Raw genomic sequence first — 16,952 nt, 5'->3', positions numbered from 1 at the left:
GAGGTTTCTATCGCCGATGGATGTGGATTACAAAGGATTTTCAAAGGCACTTGGCGAACGCATCCGAAAGTTCCGGAAAGAACGGGGCTGGAAACACTCGGACATTATCGCTAACAGCGGTATTAACGACTCGCAATGGCGCAAATATGAGCGCGGAAGCGGCATCACCGCCGAGTCGATGCTCAAGATCGCTGCGTGCTTTAAGATGTCTGTATCGGATCTTCTTCGGGGCTTAGGCGACGGCCCCATAGCAACGCCAGGAAGTGCTCCGGAGGCTGTGTTTCCAGTTCAGGCCACAGCCAGAAACTCGGTGAACACCAAGCCCCCAGCCGTTCCCCGCAGTGCGAAGATAAGCGTTTGATCCGCATTGCCTAAGTACTCCAGCCGGCCACCTGCCAGCGCGTCTTCTCTGCAATTGCGTTGTTGCCGAATTTCTGTGGAGTTGCCAATACGCCTCGGTCAAGGTTCTGGAACGCGGAAGTACCATGGGGGTATCGACTCGACTCTAACGGCTGGGCAGGCGCCGTATCGCGGTTGATTGCCATCGGATGCAAATTGGCTTAACTCGCTTGCAAGCTGCCTTGCTAAGAGATCTGATTGATCTGGCGCTCTCAATCACCGCACCTCGCTATGCGGGCGAATTTCATAGCCTGGCGGGACATAGCGAGACACTGACGGACATAAAGATCCCGAAACAGTCATGCGGTGGATTCTCGAGCATTACGCTGCTGCCACTGTCCATTATTTTCGACCCGTGCGTTCTGTGCGAGCAGCAAAATGGACCTTCCGCGTACACAGAATTTCGGTGCTGCTGATCCTTAGGACGAGATAACTGTAATTAGCTTTCTTCTCAATTTATGAGCAAATTCCGGTTCGGTCTGGCCGTTTTTCATTTTGACCCCACTTTTTCGGCTTTCTCCGTTGTGAGGTCTTGTCTGATCTCGGACACACAACTACTCGGACAAAGGTCTAAACGACGCGCCACGGACCTCCAAGGGTCGTATAGCCCCTATCCTCGCGATGAAAGCGAGGTGTTTTGATGGTGGTGAGTCCTTGATGGCGAGTTTTAAATTTTGCGATTCACAGTTCATTGCTTTCCTCACTTGGTGATCACTTGCGTCTCTTGGATAAACACTTGTACCTCTTGTTTCCTATTAAGCTGTACGTGGAAGGTCCGAAAAACATACGCGGAGGGTCTTATCGTCGTACGCGGAGCGTCCGTACCCCGTACGCGGACCTTCCGAACTGGCGTACGCGTAAGGTCCTGCATTTTGACTGTTTTCCACAAACATTTGCGGAAAAGTAGCTGTCATTTTCCTCCAGCTTGTACGCGGAAGGTCCTCGACGGCAAGGATGCATTGACCGGCTTCTCAAAGAAGTGTCTTAAGCGTGTACGCGGAAGGTCCGAAAATCATGGAAATTCACCCTTCCGGGTAAATTGTGGAGCGGGTAGCGGGACCCGTTTGCATACGCGGGATTCATGATTTTGTACTCGGAAGGTCCGTTCTTTTGTACGCGGAAGATCCGTTCTTGTATACCTAGAATCTCCGCTTTTGTACGTGGAAGGTCCACTCTCATAGTATCTAGTGACCATTGTTTGTACGCGGAGGGTCCTCCGCGCTACGGGTATGGCTGATTTTCTGTAGCGAGGCATCTTGTATGGTTATCAAAGATGACCAGACCTTATCAATGCGCAGGAAGTGTACGCGGAAGGTCCGGCAAAGAGCCGGCTGGGAGGTAGACCAGCTTACCAACTGTACGTGGAAGGTCCGCTCTAAGTTATTGATTTAAAGCACTTAATCGTCGAATACGTTTCTTCGTGGGATCATCGGGTAGCAGAGGTTGCATGGCTCGGTCCACCCAAACCCCCTCCTTCACGATATCGATCCTAATTTCAGGCCAAACCACTCTCAACTGAACGATCGCCTTCTTAACACTGACCTTGAAACGTCGCGGATTGCTGTCATCTTGCGGGAATTGTTCGCGCAACCCCGCCCACGGTATAACTGTTTCGCTTTGCGCGCAGTAGCATCGATAGACGAAAAACGTGAGCAAATCAGTGAGCTGGGGCCCGCCTTTTTGCCCTTGGAGTTGCATCCACAGCCTTCGCGGGATGGCAACGTGATGTTTTTTTATATCTTGAAAGAATCGCTCTTCAAGTTGGATTCCAAAGGGATTTTCCATTCCAGGAATCGACCTCTGCCCGCTATTTTCAGCTCGAAGCTGAACAGTAAGATTGCTCGGAAGATTCGAGGAAGCGATCATTGGAAGCATTACAGTTTGAGTTGACCCAGCCCCGCGGCGCTCAATGCCGATCACGAGCCCGGTTAGGCGACTCAAGCGTGCAGCCAACTCTTTCACTCGATCGCCATTTCGACTTTTCCCGGTTTCTCGTAAGTAATCGCTGGCGCTCTTGATTGTTACGAAAGCGGTGTCTGAGTTGATCGCTTTATCAAATAACCATGCCATGAGGTGGCGGTCGTTTCCAAATGCCATATCGATTCCATTGATGCCGGCGGTGAACGTTACGCGCAAGGTAGATCCGTCGCTTAGACGAGCAGACCGAACGACTTGGCGCTCTGCGGTCGGTCTATAAGGAAGCGTGCAAAGAATAAGCGCCTGAGCCATCTTTATGACTTCATCGCCCAAAGCACCGGTATCCCGATCCTCGCGTAACGCAACGGTTCGATCAACGCTAGCCTCGATTGCCGCCTTGCGTTCCTTGGCATAATCCCGAGGCTTTCGAACTAGGATTTCACTCATGGTTAGCCTTTGAAGAAAGTTATCACTTTACGTGGTTTGCTGGTCGGTTGTGTCCATTCATATAAGGGCTAGCACGCCTTCCCGGTGGATCTTCATCCTCGGGTCTAGAGCTCGTCTGCCAGGGACGCAAGCCGTTCAAATCCTTCCGCCACGGTGTAATCGTTTCTCTCACAAAAGGACGAAAAACGGTTCCAATCGTTAACCCTTATCCGTAAGGTCATCGGCTGGGCGCGTTCCTTCGAGGCGACTCTGCCGCTCTTCAGAACTCTGCGTGTCACTGGCAAATTATCGAGTGCAAATCCTGCGTCTTTCGCCACCTTTTCCAACTGCTTTGCAGAAGGTGCATCTTCCTGCGATGAAGAGGCTTTTGGTGTAAATACATCGAGGCCACCTCCTGCTAAGTCTTTAAAAGTATTGGTTATTGTCATGCGGTAGCCACCAGTTGCTTACGAAGCAGTTGAACCATCTCAGCTGTCAACTCGACAGCGTTTTGTTGAGCGGCCTGAAGGCCATTTGTGTCCTTGGAGTTCAGTTCTCCAAGCGACTGTTTATAGGCGAAGATGTGAGAGAAAGCAGTTCGTTCGTTCAAACTGGCGACAAAACGGGGAACACCGGCCGTCTCTATATTGGTTCTAATTTCCTTTTCTTCTCTCGTCACAATGATCGGACTTGTCCTAATGAAGACGATGGCGTGAGGAATGCTGCGTTTGAATAAATTTTCTTGAGTTCGTAAGAGGCCGATGGCTCTAGTTGCGACCTCCGCGTCCGCGGTTTTTGCCTGCATTGGAATCAAGACTAGATCAGCTCTTGACATGGCTGCGACCATCTCTTGATTGGCTGTGCCCTGCACATCGATGAAAACAAATTGAAATCTTGATTGGAGTCTATCGATTAGAACTGTGAGGTCCTCACCGCTTGTGGGTGTGACCACTATTTCTCGGAAGGCACTACTGCCTTCTCCCCAACGGCCTAGTGTCCTCTGAGGGTCGGCGTCGATGATGCGGACTGACGCCCCCTGAGCCGCCAGCGTGGTTCCTAGAACAATGCAGGTGGTGGATTTGCCGCTACCACCTTTTGGGTTTGCCGCGACGATAACTGGCATGCTGCCTCCGACTTTCGCTTTATGTAATGTATTACGCGCTGCAGTACGAAGTGCAATGCATAACGCAGGGCGTATCGATTTATGCAACACATGCTGAACGAAAGAATGTGCGGTAAAGCGTGTTGCAATTAAACCATTTATTATCAGTATACCCAGGGCTCGCGTCTTCTAAATCCAATGAGAGACGTGTTGTGTTTCGTAACATATTTCGCAGTACACATTCGTATGGTATTACATATAGCGATTCGATAAACTCGTCAGGAGGTCTGAACGGCTCGACGACAAGAACCTCAATGCTATTTGAGGGTGGTGTTGAGGATTGTTGGATACGCTCTTCCACTTCTGATCGCGCATAGGATTTCACCGACCCGAACAGCAGCTGAATTTCTCGCCAATTGGACGGCATGAGCACTTTCAGAGAGTAGCGGGGAGCTTCAATGGAAGCTAAAGAAGCGCGAGGTATAGGTGCGCGATCGCGCATTTATATCGCACTCGTCATGAGTGAATTGACCCTTGAACAATGCTCGCCGAACTTGAAGTCTCAACCCTCCAGCAGCGGGAGAATCGCTGGGTGCTTGCCGACCTCGAAGGAAAGGGAAGGCGGATTCGCACCGTGGCCGTACCCGTCTGGGTCAAGAAGGGAATCGATGCCTGGCAGGAGGAAGCCGGGATCGACAAGGGCCGGCTGCTTCGGTCCGTCGGGAAGAACGGAAAGGTGCGGGGAGAGACGCTGAGTGATTGGGCTGTGTGGTCGGTCGTCGAGCAGGCGGCCAAGGAGATCGGGATCGAGCGCTTCGGGGCTCATGATCTCCGGCGGACCTGCGCGAAGCTGTGCCGGAAGGCCGGTGGGGGATCTAGAGCAGATTAAATTCCTGCTCGGGCACTCGTCGATCCAGACCACAGAACGCTATCTTGGGTCCGATCAGGAGATCGCGACTGCGGTCAACGATAGCCTCGGGCTCTGAGCTTCCAATCCGCGATCGGGGACTCGCTGGGGCATAATGTGGGAGGGCTGCGCTGTGAGTCACGGATACGATTTCCGCAGCGCCAACGAGGATGAATTGTGGGAGCGCCAGGTGTCAGATAAGCAGGATGAAAACGCGGAAGCGACTGACCTGATCGGGCCTGAGGGCTACGGCAGCATACGAAACGAAATTGTTGGATTGCTCGAGGCAGCTCGGGCAGCCTCGATTCGAAGCGTCAACGCCCTGATGACGGCCAGCTATTGGGAGATCGGTCGCCGGATCGTGGAATACGAGCAGCGAGGCGACAAACGGGCGGAGTATGGAGAAGAACTGATCAAACAACTGGCAGGTGATCTCACCCGTCAGTTCGGGCGCGGCTTTGGCGCCGTCAACCTGAGCCAGATGCGACGCTTCTACATGGAGTGGCCGACTCAGCAGATTTTTCAGACGCTGTCTGAGAAATCGGTGCCCCTCTCGGAGCTCGCATCCAGATTCCCGTTGCCTTGGTCGGCTTACGTGAGACTACTTTCTGTCAAGAATCCCCTTGCGCGTACTTTCTACGAAACGGAGGCACTGCGCTCCGGGTGGTCGGTACGGCAGCTTGATCGCCAGATCGGAAGCCAGTTCTACGAACGTCTCGCGCTCTCTCAGACGAAAGCGGCCATGCTGGAAAAACAGCAGATTCCTTCATCCGAAGATCTTGTGACACCGGAGGAAGCTATCAAGGATCCGTTCGTCCTCGAATTCCTCGGGTTAAAGGACGAGTACTCGGAGTCCGACCTGGAAGAGGCACTCATTCTCAATCTGACCGACTTCCTGCTGGAGCTCGGGGACGATTTCGCCTTCCTCGGCCGGCAGCGGCGCCTCCGAATTGACGACACGTGGTTCCGAATCGATCTCATCTTCTTTCACCGTCGATTGCGCTGTCTGGTAATCATCGACCTCAAAGCAGGGCGGTTTGGCTATGCGGATGCCGGCCAGATGCACCTTTATCTTAACTACGCACGGGAACATTGGATGAAGCCAGGGGAGAATCCGCCCGTGGGCTTGATCCTCTGTGCTGAGAAGGGCGCTTCTGAAGCTCACTATGCGCTGGACAATCTTCCAAACAAGGTGCTTGCCGCTGAATACAAGACGGTGCTTCCAGACGAAAGACTCTTTGCCGAGGAGTTGGAGCGCTCTCGGTTGAAGCTCGACCGAAGACAATCCAAGTAAGAGAGGCGTGGACCCAGTCCTGGTCAGGTGGCAACACTTCTCGCAGGAATCGGATAGGACAAAAACTCGCACGGCTGTGCGAGTTGTCAGGCGGCAGCAATTTAGAAGACTTGTCGCTAAGTAAACATGTAGACATGTTCCTGTTACATGAGCTCCTCTGCATTATGGGAAAATGACTGAGTTGTGCGAGCCTCGCCGCCAGATCGCAACCGAGCACATGCCGAACGCATGTTGGCGCGAGCCGAGCGGCGCAGCAGACAAGCCTCGAAGCTTGTTGAGAAGTGGAAACTCCGGTTGACACAGCTGGACCGAGATGGCGTCCAGGCGAAGCAAGCGAAGCTTTGGCGCGACGATCAGCTGGAGGAAGGAACGCGGGGATAGTCGTTTCAGAAATCAGGATCATAAAGGTGGATGGGCTGCAAAGCCCATCCACATGGGTCACGATTACTCGTCGTCAGCTCCGTCCGAAGGATCATCATCGGCCTCAACTTTCGAGAGCCGCTTCATGCTGATGGCATGGATCTCAGCGATCCGGTGCTTGAACTTAGCTCCTTCGACATCTTCCACGACCTCGCGATACCGGAGAACTCCCTCCAACGTAATGAGCTGCCCCTTCTGGAGCGTCCTGGCGAACTTCGAGAGATTCCTCCAGGCATAGACACGGTGCCATTCGGTTCGGTTCTCGTAGTCGCCCTTGTCGTTCTTCCAGCTTTCCTGGGTTGCAATGTTGAGGACGACATAGTCTTTGTTGTTCTGAGCGGTTTTGGCTTCTGCGTTCTGTCCGAGGCGGCCGATGAGGATGACTTTGTTGAACATGGTGTTGGGCTCCGTTTCTTCTGGTTTGTCCGCTGTCTGCGGTACATGCTTGCCCAACGGGTGTGCCGTCGCGACCCACTCCCTCGGCGACTGGATAGGATCTGCGGAAGGGGACTCAAGCTTGTCTTGGGGCAGGAGTCCGCACCTCGCAGAGGCGCATAGCGGGTTCTGGGAAGGAGAGCGTGCGTCCGAAGGGCGTGGGTGTCTTGAGCGCGGCACGCTGAACGCAGACAGAAAGGCAAACCGGAAGGGAGCCGCCCTGTTCAACGTCTTCATCCTCATGTACGGAAGATCGCTGCAGCCCGCTCAGAGCAGGGCAGGGAAGACGGCCTCGATAACCCATCCTGGGAAACACAATGGCGATGCAGAACTGAATGGCTTAGCGGATCGCCCAGTCTCTCGCTTTCGTCATGGTTCGCCGGATGTAGGAGGAGCGCTTGGAGGGACTGGGATCGCATGAGAGATAGTCGTCTTCAAGGGCACGTTCGATCCTGGCTTCATCCATGCCATTGGCGTAAGCGGCGACACAGAAGGCGATGTCTGCAGCGGCGGGGCGGTCCTGATACTTGCTGGAGGTCCGGAAGCGTTCCAGCGACAGATTGGACAACCTCGGTCCCCTCTGGGGAGAAAGAGAAGCCTGCAGGCGTCTTGCCTCACGCTCCTGCTCCCGTGCTTCGTAGAGCCTGGTGATCTCCCTGACGAAGGTCTCGGCCATCGGGTACTGCCCACCGGTGTTGCTCCTAAGATGAACGAAAGGGAAGAGTCCATCCGGGCGCTTGTACTTCGGTTTGCAGTTCGTAAAACCGGGCAACCTGCCGAACCGCCTCCAGTCTGCAGCGCTCGGATCGGCGTCGTAGCGAGCTGCCAGCGTCTGCGCTGCAAAGGTGCCGAGGAGTTTGGGAAAGACTGCCGGGTGTTTGAGCCAGACCTGGAAGTTGCCGGCACTGGTCTCGACGACGGCGCACGGAGCGAAGCCGTCAGCGGCGAGCCTCGCGAGCGAGACCTCGGAGAGGTCGTCGAGGGCAGTGTAGCGATGCTCCCCGGAAGGGCGGATGTAGATATGAGAGCCGCGGGCATTGCGGTACTTGAGCAGGGAGAGTCGTTCGATCAGGTTTGTAGCCGTAATCCCGTCGAGACCTGGGAGCATGCCACGGTCACTGAGAACGCCTACGTCGTAAAGGAGCTTCGATCGCTGAGAGCATGTTGCGAACTGTTGCCTCGGTTCTGTTCATGGTCTTCGCCTTTGAGATGTCTTTCCGAGAGGGAGGGGTGCAGGGGTAGGGAACTGGACCCTGCCGCCCGCTTCGGGTGGGCGTGAGAGAGTGAGGGGCTGGGACGCAACCCGCCGGGGGCTAAAGCGCCGAAGACGACTGAGAACTCGCGCTCCCTTCGGCCTTCTTGCGCGGCTTGGAAACCTGGGTCCACGGAATAGCCTTCCTCAGGAACTCATGGTGTGCAGAGTCGAGCGACAGCCGAGCCTGATGCAGGTCGTAAAGAGAGAAGCATGTTGAGCATCCGCCCTTGATGCCACTTCTTCCCTCCCGCTCCGGGTTATAGCGTGGGTGCCGGTCGCATTTCGCCTTCACCCGTTCGGAGACTTTGAGTTTGTAGCTGAACTGAAACATGGTGTCCTCCTTTTGGGACGGTGCGGGAACCGGTGGGCTGACTCCCGCTCCTGGGTTTAGGCTGCGATCTGCTTTTCGGCTGTCTTCTTCGTGGGTTTAGCTTTCGGTGTGGGCACTGAGACGGGGCACGGCTCTCCTGTCCGCTCCCTGCTTTGGTCTTTATGCGGGTTGGGTCAACTGCTGTTCGTAGGCTTCGGCGAAGCCCTGGCAGCTAAGGCTGTTGTCCCAAACCTTCGCGAATCGCTGATGTTGGGCGTGCAGGTTGGCAAGCTGAATGTATTGGCCGCGTACGTTGTTCCGGCTCCATTGCTCTACGCCTACATAGTCGTTGCGATAGTACCAAGGGTCTAGCTCTCCATCTCGAAGCTCGAAACACATCTCCGGGTCGCGCATGAGGTCGCCGTTCTGCTCGCCATAGTGGGTAACAGAGATGGTCGGAAGGCCGGATGGTCCTGCTTCGATGGCTTCAAGTACAAGTGCCATGTAAGGAGCGTTTTCGATCTTGATGAAGAGGCCGGGATTCCAGCCTCCAGCCCTTTCAATGATGCGAAGAATGGTTTGCATTACGCCACCTCCGCAATTGCGACTGTGTCGGTAGTCTCTTCTTCCGCCTTCACTGCGAGCGGCTGAATCGCAGAGAGGATGAAGGATGAGATTCGCTGGATGACTTCAAGGCTTTCGGTGAGGAGTGTGGCATTGCCGTCATAAAGGTGAATGTAGTCAGCGGCGGCATTACCCGCGTTTAGGCCGATTGTCTGGCTAACAACAAAGGCGATCGCCTCGGCCTCAGTTTCGCGTACTGTCTTCGTGGTGGCGGTGCGTCTCTCGGCCTTATGTTCGAGTTCATGCGCGACCTCGTGGACAAGCGTATTGAACTCTTCGGCTGGTGCCTGTCCGGGAAGAATGGCGATCTTGCCGCCGTAGCTCATCCCTAACGCGGGTGCAATTGATTCCTTGAACTCAAGCTGAATGCCCTGGGCGATGATGAAGTCGACCAAACGCTCGCGGTAGTCGCCAACCTCACCCTTGACCCGCTCGTTCAGGTCGGGAAGCTCTGCGCCTTCGGTCTGGCTTACATCGAAGACATAGACGGCTCGAAAGCCGACCAGGACGGGCTTGTCAATTGCTGCCGCGTCTTTACTGCTGTTGGCTTCGGTGTCCTTCTTCTTGCGGCCGCCGATCATCGGGGCCAAAATGCGGATGCCCTTCTGTCCCTTCATCACCTTGCGTCCCAGCTGGTTCCACGCATACAGCCCTGCAACGCGGGTTGCGTCTGGCTTCTGCCGTGCGATCTCAAGGATGTTGCCAAATGAATAGTTGTGGAATTTGCCCATGGCCGAGAGGTAGGCGGTAAGCCCTTCACTGTGTCCTGCTTCTAGCTGCTCGATAAGGAGCTGGACGTTGGCGGCGATGACTTCTTTAGAGGTCTGGGGCTTGGGGTTGGTGGGCATGGTGGCGATGTTGCTCATGGTGTTGGTTCCTCGCTTTTGAATGGCCTTGCTGTGTTTGCTTCCAAACACGCCTTGGCCCTGGCCCACGCCAGCGGGGGCGGCAAGTGCAAGAGGAGGGTTCCCTACCCGGAATGAAATGGAGGGCGCCGCAGGCGGTCTGCACAAGCGAGTCGGGGTCCCGACGGGCGCTCTTTGCCAGGTGGGGTGGGGGAACGCGGAAGATTAGGGTGCTTCTTGCGCGCGCCAGGGGAGACCCCTCAGCAGGTTTGGTTTCCTTGCTGGGCGCGGAAAGCATGAATTGTAGTTCGGGCGTTGCGGGGTGTCCCCGCAGAGATGGGTAACGGAAGACGGCGGTCTTTCGCCGGATGCAGCAGGGAAGAGACCTCTTCCCTCAATCTGGCTAATCCATCATCGTGCTTCTTCTTTAGAGGCTGTCGAAGAGAGTTGCTTCTTTCGCAGTAACTGCGGTCCCAGGGTCAACGCATGTCGCGGTCATCGCTTCTGCATTGAAGGGCCTCAGTAGTTCGATCGGAACTCGATCACCCGTCAGCCATCGTGTGTATTCACTGGGTTTGAGAATCACGGGCATTCGGTTGTGGTATTTCTCCAGCAGGGAGTTCGGGTCGGTTGTGATGATGGTGAAGCTATGCAGCTCGGTCTTGTCCACGGGATTCGTCCAGCCGCTCCAGAGACCGGCGAAGGCAAAGGGCACGCCTCCTCCTACCAGGAATTCGTACTTAGGATTGCCCCTCTTTGCGATGTGCTTCCACTCGAAGAAGCTATCGGCGGGAATCAGGCATCGTTTAGCCTCAACAGAATCCCGCCACATAGAGCTTTCTCGATGCCTTCGGCCCGTGCGTTGAACGTGTTCGGCGCAAACTTCTCGGCTTTGTGAAAGAAAGGGACGAAGCCCCACCGAGCAAGCTCCATCATCGCAGAGCCCTCTTCATTTGCTCGAATGATCAGTTCACAGCTCGTAGGCTGGATGTCGTCGTTTAGTGCGCGCATGAGCCAGGCGATGCACTTCGTTGTGCGTGACCGCCTCTGGCGTGGCACTGATTCGCAACTCTCCAACGAAGAAAGCAAACGACACCCAGCCGTGATTCCGCCCGCATTGTGATCTGAGATCGTATAGGTGATTCGAGATTCGTCCTTTGTGAGCATAAATGCACAGTATCGCGCATTCCTTGAGTAGAGGATCAGACGCAGATGGATGCCACTTGTTCCTGCACATTTCACAAATGAAATTGAGATATACCGTGAGAAATGAAATCGCCTCTTGTAGAAGCGATCAACTGAAAAGCTTTTATTCAGCCCTGAACTCTTGTTGTCGTCTTCGCCCAGAGCTTCTCCTAAGCATTAGCTCTACGGAAACGGGGCAAACTGCTCGGGGAGCATGAAAACAATTGCTGTCTCGCCGTCACTGCGCAGCGGCCTCTCGCGGTGACATGACCTAAAGCACCTCACGAACGCTGCCTTCTCCAGGAGAACGTTTTGCAAACAGTTGGAACCTACCTCGCTACTCGCCTTGTTGAGATTGGATTAAAGCACCACTTCGCGGTTGCTGGCGATTACAACCTTGTGCTACTCGACCAACTCCTCCTGAATAAGGATCTGCAACAGGTTTACTGCTCGAACGAGCTGAACTGCGGTTTCAGTGCCGAAGGTTATGCAAGGGCTTGCGGTGCCGCTGCTGCGGTAGTGACCTTTAGCGTCGGTGCCCTGTCCGCCTTTGACGCGATTGGCGGAGCCTACGCGGAGAACCTTCCGGTCATTCTCATCTCCGGCTCGCCCAACAGCAACGATGCGGCGGACCGGCATTTGCTTCATCACACCCTCGGAACACATGACTTCTCTTACCAACTCGAGATGGCAAAGAAAATCACGTGTGCTGCAGTTTCCATCACGTCGGCAGCTGACGCGCCGAGCCTGATTGACCACGCGATTCGTACCGCTCTCCGCGAGAAAAAGCCCGCTTATATTGAGATCGCGTGCAATATCGCGGCCCAGCCTTGCGCCGAGCCCGGACCCATCAGTGCGGTGATCGGCTCCGAGGCAAGCGATCCTGCCACTCTCGAAGCTGCAGTAAAGGCGGCACTTCTGTTTATCAACGAGAAGAAGAAGCCTGTCATCCTGATCGGAAGCAAGATCAGGTCTGCCGGGGCGGAGAAGGAGGCGATCGCGCTTGCCGAAGCACTCGGATGCAGTGTGGCGGTGATGGCGGCTGCAAAGGGATTTTTCCCAGAAGAGCACCCGCAATTCGTGGGTATTTATTGGGGTGAAGTCAGCTCTGGCTGCGCTCGTGAACTGGTCGACTGGTCCGATGGCGTCGTTGCGATCGGGGCTGTCTTCAACGATTACTCGACCGTGGGCTGGACTGCGCTCCCATCCGGGCCAGCCTTGATGACAGCGGATACAAACCACATCTCTTTTGATGGTCACGACTTCAGCTCCATTCAACTGCGCGACTTCCTTCAGGCTCTTACACGTAAAGTAAGCAAGCAGGACGGTACGATGGCCGAGTACCGGCGACTGGTGAAGAAAGCGACGCCGGAGGTCGCGGCAGATCCCACCGCAAAGCTGATGCGCGCCGAGATGATGCGCCAGATTCGACCCCTGGTCACTTCAACGACCACGGTCTTCGCAGAGACGGGCGACTCGTGGTTCAACGGCACACAACTCAAACTTCCGCTCGGTGCCCGCTTTGAGGTGGAGATGCAGTGGGGGCACATCGGCTGGTCAATCCCATCTTCCTTTGGATACGCGGTCGGTTTACCAGATCGACGCACCCTTGTACTCGTTGGTGATGGGTCCTTCCAGCTTACGGCCCAGGAGGTAGCCCAAATGATCCGGCGCAAGCTGCCCGTCATCATCATCCTTATTAATAATTACGGCTACACTATCGAGGTCGAAATTCACGACGGCCCGTATAACAACGTCAAGAACTGGGATTACGCTGGGCTGATGAAGGTCTTCAACGCGCAGGACGGGCGTGGCCTCGGGTGCACCGCCACGAATGGTGCGGAGCTTGCAATTGCGATCAAGGCGGCAGAAGCGAATCTGGATGGACCTACTCTGATCGAATGCATTATTGATCGCGATGACTGCACCGCGGAGCTCATCTCATGGGGTCACCTCGTCGCGGCAGCCAACGCCCGTCCCCCAAGGATCCTATGACGCGCACAAGTTCGATCTAAATTACTTGACCCCAAAACTCAACTATCCGCTTTATCGGAGGCATCATCATCGACCCCAAAGCGTTCGCGCTGGACACTGCTTCCAAGGCAGAGACCCCAATCACCTTGAAACCCATCTATGTTCTAACTTGGCTTCTCTGCGCCATCTTTTACTTTTACCAGTACGCTGTTCGATCCGCCCCGGGCGTCATGCAAAGCGAGTTAACCGTCGCGTGGGGTGGCAACCATATCGGGGGCATCATCTCCGCATACTATGTTGCCTATGCACTCATGGCACTTGTAGCCGGACAGTTACTTGATCGCTACGGAGCGCATCGCACCATCCCCTACGGTATCGCGCTGGTCGCGGTAGGCTGCATCATTTTTGCGCAGGGTAGCGAACCCGCCGGGGCGATCGGGTTCGTCCTGCAGGCGATCGGTGCGATTTTCGCTTTCATCGGCTCTTCCTATGTTGCCGCGAGATATCTACCCGCTCGTATGCTGGCTATCTTCGTAGGATTTACTCAATGTCTCGGCATGGCAGGAGCGGCGTTCGGTTCGAAACCTGTGCACATGGCCATCGATCCGCTCGGCGGCTTTCACATGCAGTGGCAGAGGGTCTGGCTCATCTTCGCGGGTTTGGGTTTCGTTCTGGCCCTGGCCACTTGGCTCATCATGCCGCGCGAACAGGGAGACAGCCCCGAGCATCATGCCCCCCTGTCAACGCAGGCTTTGCTTGCGCCGTTCAAGATCGTCTTCGGCAATCCACAAAGCTGGCTCGCCGGTATCATCGGCGGCCTCCTCTTCGTGCCAACCACGATTGGCGCGCTGGTGTGGGCGACTTCCTTTCTGCATAACGGCGAGCATATGTCGATGTCGTCAGCTGCAAGTGACGCTTCAATGGTTCCTATCGGGTGGGTCATCGGCTGCCCTTTGCTTGGCTATATCTCTGACAAGCTCGGTCGCCGCAAACCGGTACTTATCGGTGGTGGGCTTCTGATTCTCGCTTCGGGTCTGGCCGCGATCTATGTGCCCGTGGGAACGCTTCCTCGATACTCGGTGGCCCTCGTGATGGGTATCGCCTCGGGTGCCGCAATGATTCCGTTCTCGATGATCAAGGAGGCAAACCCCGCCGGAGTGAAGGGGACCGCGGCAGGAGTGATGAATTTTCTGGTCTTTCTAACCACTGGTCTTATCTCGCCTTTCATCTCGCGACTCATGCTCCCGTCGCAGGATCAGCCACTTAGCCTGGAGGGCTTCCAGCATGCCTTCGTGCCCCTCGTCGTCGGGGTCGTGGTCGCGATCATTCTCAGCTTCGTCATACGCGAGACTGGTCTTGCTCAAACTAAAAAGATTTTGTTGGCCGTGCCTGCGGTTACGGCTTAGCGGGATGCGAGACAACTTCCTGCCAAAATTGCACATCGTTCGACACTCGTCGTCTGGGCGTCTCAGGGTGATGGCACTCTCCTTCGCGTTCTGCCTCGGCGGCTTGTGCCTCAATCGGCAAGCCCATGCACAGGACAGCAGTCAGACGACGGAGTTTAAGGCAAAGCCTGGCGAGGGTCAGGCAGCCGCGACCTTGTCGGGCCGGGCGGATTCTGGACCTGACCTGCGGCCATTCCTTGGCGGAATCTACCCGGAAGATCTGGCTCCCCTGCTTTCGGTCAAGCTTCCCGTCATCGTCTTCGCGCACGCTCACCGTATTCGAGCCTACGGTTGGGTTGACGGAGGTATCACCACCGTCTCGCATGCCAGCGGCCTAGTCATCGAAGCACCAACCGCAAATCGATTCAGCAACCAGCTCATGTTGAACGGGGCTTGGCTCATCATCGACCGCTCGACGACGCAGAAGCTCTCACTTGGCTTTCGCACAGACTTCTATGTCGGCTCCGATGCGGCACTGCTTCGCCCGCTGGATAACTTCGGGCCCGGCAGCGCTCGGTGGGGTACCGACTTCCGGCAAGCTTACCTGCTGCTTCACACGCCGTTTCTCTTCAAGCGCGGCATCGACTGGGCCGGTGGAAGGATCAACAATCCGACTGGATATGAGACGCTGATGTCGCCATACCGCCCTCTTTACTCCGAAAGCTACTACTGGATTCACTACGAGGTCGGCAGCACAGCGCTGCAGGCTACTCTGCATCCGGCGGCGCGCCTTGATCTCGTGCTCGGCGTCGTTATGGGCTACAACACTGCCTTCGAGTTGCGTGGTCGTGCGCCGGACTACATCGCACGCGCTATCTATCGGCCAAGTGGCCGCAAGGAACGGCAATGGCTGGCCACGGTCTATTCCGGGCCTGAGCCAGCATCGGCGATCAAAGGGCATATCGGCTCATGGCAGACCCTATCGGAGTTGCAAGCGCGTGAGGTGTGGACCCCCCGCATCTCACAGGTTCTGCAGGTTCATTACATGGCGGACACGAGCGATCCTGCTAACGGTCGGCACACCTCCTCGACCCAGGGTGCCTTTGCGATCACCTCGTTCAAGTTCAGCGACAAAGCTTATCTGAATACCCGGGTTGAGTGGTTCTCTGACCCTCATGGTGTGCGTGTCGCGACACCGGGAACTTATAGCGAAGCCACCGTCGGGTTGAATCTGCATCCTCGCACATACATTACTTTCAGGCCCGAGCTCCGGGGCGATTTCGCCGGGCAGCAATCTTTCGGCTCAACCGACGCTCAAGCGCGGAGACACAATCAACTGAGTGCTGCGTTCGAGCTGACATTCAAGGCTCACCTGTTTTAGTGCATTTAATGGGGACACCCAGAATTAGCGGACGTTTCATGGGCAGATCGACGACAAGAAGAAATAGGCTTTCGAAAGGTAAAACATGAAGATCGCATTCATTCACCAAAAAGATCAGTTTTCCGAGAAACTCCTCGAGGGCCTACGCGCAAAGTTTTCGGACCGCGAAGTGCTCTCTTGGATCGAAGGAGAAGAGCCTCCGACCCGAGATTTGGAGATACTTGTGGCTATGGGGCCCGTTACGAGGGAGGATCTGAATTCGCAGCCAAAGCTTGGATTTATTCAGACGGCCACAGCAGGATATGAGAATGTCGACCTTGAGGCGGCAGGCGAGCTCGGCATCTGGGTATCTTCCGCACCATCAGGGATGACTGGGAACGCCGAGTCGGTTGCTGAGTTTGCCATACTACTTCTGCTCGCCGCATCGAGGCGTCTCGGTACCTTTCTCAAGTCTGAGGAAGATCGTGCCCTGCATCCCACGCAAATCCACCCCGCGTTGAGCGGCAAGACCGTATGCATCGTTGGGTTGGGCGCAATCGGCGAAAGGATCGTCGAGCGGCTAAGAGCATTCGGCGTGAAGATCGTGGCGACCGACGAACATCCCGAGAACGCACCTCACGGTGTGACGGCGTACTCTCCTAATCAATTGAAGAAGGCGATCGCCGATGCGGATTATGTCGTGCTGGGCATCCCTGCCAGCAAGGCAAACGAAGACCTAATCAATTCGGATATGCTTCATGCCATGAAGCGTGGAGCGATCCTCGTTAATATCGCTCGCGGCGCGCTCGTCGACGAACAGGCGCTGATTGAAGCAGTAAAAGAAGGCCAGATAGCGGCGGCAGGTCTGGACGTAGTGAAGAACGAACCACTCGCTTTATCCAATCCGTTGCTCCAGTTCCCCCAGCTTGTTGTCACTCCTCACATTGCAGGCTTTACGGACATCATGCTGCACGGAACGATCGATTATGTCGGCCAAGTCATCGAAGACGTCACAGCTAACAAGAGGCCGAACTCAGTAGTGAATCTTCCGAAGGCACCGAGACGACCTTTGCAGGAATAGAGCATCCCAGACTCGGCATACGTGCCACGACGA

At 55.5% G+C, this 16,952-nt stretch carries 15 protein-coding genes and 1 pseudogene; 7 read left to right on the top strand and 9 right to left on the bottom strand.

The window, feature by feature from the left end:
• The first annotated feature begins 16 nt into the window (after positions 1-16).
• On the top strand, positions 17-361 hold the full coding sequence (locus ACIX9_RS22080) for a helix-turn-helix domain-containing protein (protein WP_013573106.1): 345 nt from the start codon (positions 17-19) through the stop codon (positions 359-361).
• Positions 362-1,779: 1,418 nt separating this feature from the next.
• On the opposite strand, the gene ACIX9_RS22075 is transcribed toward ACIX9_RS22080, so the two are convergent.
• From ACIX9_RS22075 to ACIX9_RS22070, 3 genes are all read right to left on the bottom strand, one after another.
• Positions 1,780-2,763: a hypothetical protein gene (locus ACIX9_RS22075; RefSeq protein ID WP_013573105.1), complete on the bottom strand. Its 984-nt coding sequence runs from the start codon at positions 2,761-2,763 to the stop codon at positions 1,780-1,782.
• 104 nt (positions 2,764-2,867) lie between these two features.
• Complete coding sequence (locus ACIX9_RS25175) at positions 2,868-3,191, bottom strand: hypothetical protein (protein ID WP_013573104.1); 324 nt, start codon at positions 3,189-3,191, stop codon at positions 2,868-2,870.
• Positions 3,188-3,865: a ParA family protein gene (locus tag ACIX9_RS22070; protein WP_013573103.1), complete on the bottom strand. Its 678-nt coding sequence runs from the start codon at positions 3,863-3,865 to the stop codon at positions 3,188-3,190. Before ACIX9_RS22070 ends, ACIX9_RS25175 begins: the two co-directional genes overlap by 4 nt.
• Positions 3,866-4,385: 520 nt before the next feature.
• On the opposite strand from ACIX9_RS22070, the gene ACIX9_RS22065 reads away from it, so the two are divergent.
• On the top strand, positions 4,386-4,733 hold the full coding sequence (locus ACIX9_RS22065) for a tyrosine-type recombinase/integrase (RefSeq protein WP_049789490.1): 348 nt from the start codon (positions 4,386-4,388) through the stop codon (positions 4,731-4,733).
• 133 nt (positions 4,734-4,866) lie between these two features.
• Entirely contained in the window at positions 4,867-6,045 is a 1,179-nt protein-coding gene (locus tag ACIX9_RS22060) for a PDDEXK nuclease domain-containing protein (protein WP_013573102.1), read from the top strand.
• A gap of 444 nt (positions 6,046-6,489) precedes the next feature.
• On the opposite strand, the gene ACIX9_RS27230 is transcribed toward ACIX9_RS22060, so the two are convergent.
• From ACIX9_RS27230 to ACIX9_RS24305, 6 genes and pseudogenes are all read right to left on the bottom strand, one after another.
• On the bottom strand, positions 6,490-7,143 hold the full coding sequence (locus ACIX9_RS27230; protein WP_232298966.1) for a single-stranded DNA-binding protein: 654 nt from the start codon (positions 7,141-7,143) through the stop codon (positions 6,490-6,492).
• Between the two features lie 97 nt (positions 7,144-7,240).
• Positions 7,241-8,008 carry a RepB family DNA primase gene (locus ACIX9_RS24310; RefSeq protein ID WP_013573100.1) on the bottom strand — a complete coding sequence of 256 codons (768 nt, stop codon included), beginning with the start codon at positions 8,006-8,008 and terminating at the stop codon, positions 7,241-7,243.
• Between the two features lie 205 nt (positions 8,009-8,213).
• Positions 8,214-8,486, bottom strand: a complete 273-nt coding sequence (locus tag ACIX9_RS22045; protein WP_013573099.1) for a hypothetical protein — start codon at positions 8,484-8,486, stop codon at positions 8,214-8,216.
• Between the two features lie 159 nt (positions 8,487-8,645).
• A complete protein-coding gene (locus tag ACIX9_RS22040) occupies positions 8,646-9,050 on the bottom strand; it encodes a DUF6908 domain-containing protein (protein WP_013573098.1) in 405 nt (134 codons plus the stop codon).
• Positions 9,050-9,955 carry an ArdC family protein gene (locus ACIX9_RS22035; RefSeq protein ID WP_013573097.1) on the bottom strand — a complete coding sequence of 302 codons (906 nt, stop codon included), beginning with the start codon at positions 9,953-9,955 and terminating at the stop codon, positions 9,050-9,052. Before ACIX9_RS22035 ends, ACIX9_RS22040 begins: the two co-directional genes overlap by 1 nt.
• 406 nt (positions 9,956-10,361) lie before the next feature.
• Positions 10,362-10,867 (bottom strand): annotated as a pseudogene (locus tag ACIX9_RS24305) (SOS response-associated peptidase).
• A 564-nt stretch (positions 10,868-11,431) separates the two neighbouring features.
• Here ACIX9_RS24305 and ACIX9_RS22025 point away from each other — a divergent pair.
• The 4 genes from ACIX9_RS22025 to ACIX9_RS22010 all read left to right on the top strand — a co-directional run bounded on the left by ACIX9_RS22025 (position 11,432) and on the right by ACIX9_RS22010 (position 16,919).
• A complete protein-coding gene (locus ACIX9_RS22025; RefSeq protein WP_013573096.1) occupies positions 11,432-13,114 on the top strand; it encodes an alpha-keto acid decarboxylase family protein in 1,683 nt (560 codons plus the stop codon).
• Positions 13,115-13,239: 125 nt separating this feature from the next.
• Positions 13,240-14,499 (top strand): MFS transporter, encoded by a 1,260-nt coding sequence (locus tag ACIX9_RS22020; protein WP_013573095.1) that lies wholly within the window; start codon positions 13,240-13,242, stop codon positions 14,497-14,499.
• Between the two features lie 70 nt (positions 14,500-14,569).
• Positions 14,570-15,859 carry an outer membrane beta-barrel protein gene (locus tag ACIX9_RS22015; RefSeq protein WP_013573094.1) on the top strand — a complete coding sequence of 430 codons (1,290 nt, stop codon included), beginning with the start codon at positions 14,570-14,572 and terminating at the stop codon, positions 15,857-15,859.
• Between the two features lie 85 nt (positions 15,860-15,944).
• Positions 15,945-16,919: a 2-hydroxyacid dehydrogenase gene (locus tag ACIX9_RS22010; RefSeq protein ID WP_013573093.1), complete on the top strand. Its 975-nt coding sequence runs from the start codon at positions 15,945-15,947 to the stop codon at positions 16,917-16,919.
• Positions 16,920-16,952: the final 33 nt, after the last annotated feature.

The sequence above is a fragment of the Granulicella tundricola MP5ACTX9 genome (genome assembly GCF_000178975.2).
GTDB classification, from domain to species: domain Bacteria; phylum Acidobacteriota; class Terriglobia; order Terriglobales; family Acidobacteriaceae; genus Edaphobacter; species Edaphobacter tundricola.
Note: the sequence above shows the minus strand (reverse complement) of the source record. Positions and strands in the feature narration are given on the sequence as shown.

Bases quoted from the DNA above. Each gene is read 5' to 3' on its own strand.
- ACIX9_RS22080 (WP_013573106.1), top strand. From the start codon at position 17: ATGGATGTGGATTACAAAGGATTTTCAAAGGCACTTGGCGAACGCATC.
- ACIX9_RS22075 (WP_013573105.1), bottom strand. From the start codon at position 2,763: ATGAGTGAAATCCTAGTTCGAAAGCCTCGGGATTATGCCAAGGAACGC.
- ACIX9_RS25175 (WP_013573104.1), bottom strand. From the start codon at position 3,191: ATGACAATAACCAATACTTTTAAAGACTTAGCAGGAGGTGGCCTCGAT.
- ACIX9_RS22070 (WP_013573103.1), bottom strand. From the start codon at position 3,865: ATGCCAGTTATCGTCGCGGCAAACCCAAAAGGTGGTAGCGGCAAATCC.
- ACIX9_RS22065 (WP_049789490.1), top strand. From the start codon at position 4,386: ATGCTCGCCGAACTTGAAGTCTCAACCCTCCAGCAGCGGGAGAATCGC.
- ACIX9_RS22060 (WP_013573102.1), top strand. From the start codon at position 4,867: ATGTGGGAGGGCTGCGCTGTGAGTCACGGATACGATTTCCGCAGCGCC.
- ACIX9_RS27230 (WP_232298966.1), bottom strand. From the start codon at position 7,143: ATGAGGATGAAGACGTTGAACAGGGCGGCTCCCTTCCGGTTTGCCTTT.
- ACIX9_RS24310 (WP_013573100.1), bottom strand. From the start codon at position 8,008: ATGCTCCCAGGTCTCGACGGGATTACGGCTACAAACCTGATCGAACGA.
- ACIX9_RS22045 (WP_013573099.1), bottom strand. From the start codon at position 8,486: ATGTTTCAGTTCAGCTACAAACTCAAAGTCTCCGAACGGGTGAAGGCG.
- ACIX9_RS22040 (WP_013573098.1), bottom strand. From the start codon at position 9,050: ATGCAAACCATTCTTCGCATCATTGAAAGGGCTGGAGGCTGGAATCCC.
- ACIX9_RS22035 (WP_013573097.1), bottom strand. From the start codon at position 9,955: ATGAGCAACATCGCCACCATGCCCACCAACCCCAAGCCCCAGACCTCT.
- ACIX9_RS22015 (WP_013573094.1), top strand. From the start codon at position 14,570: ATGGCACTCTCCTTCGCGTTCTGCCTCGGCGGCTTGTGCCTCAATCGG.
- ACIX9_RS22010 (WP_013573093.1), top strand. From the start codon at position 15,945: ATGAAGATCGCATTCATTCACCAAAAAGATCAGTTTTCCGAGAAACTC.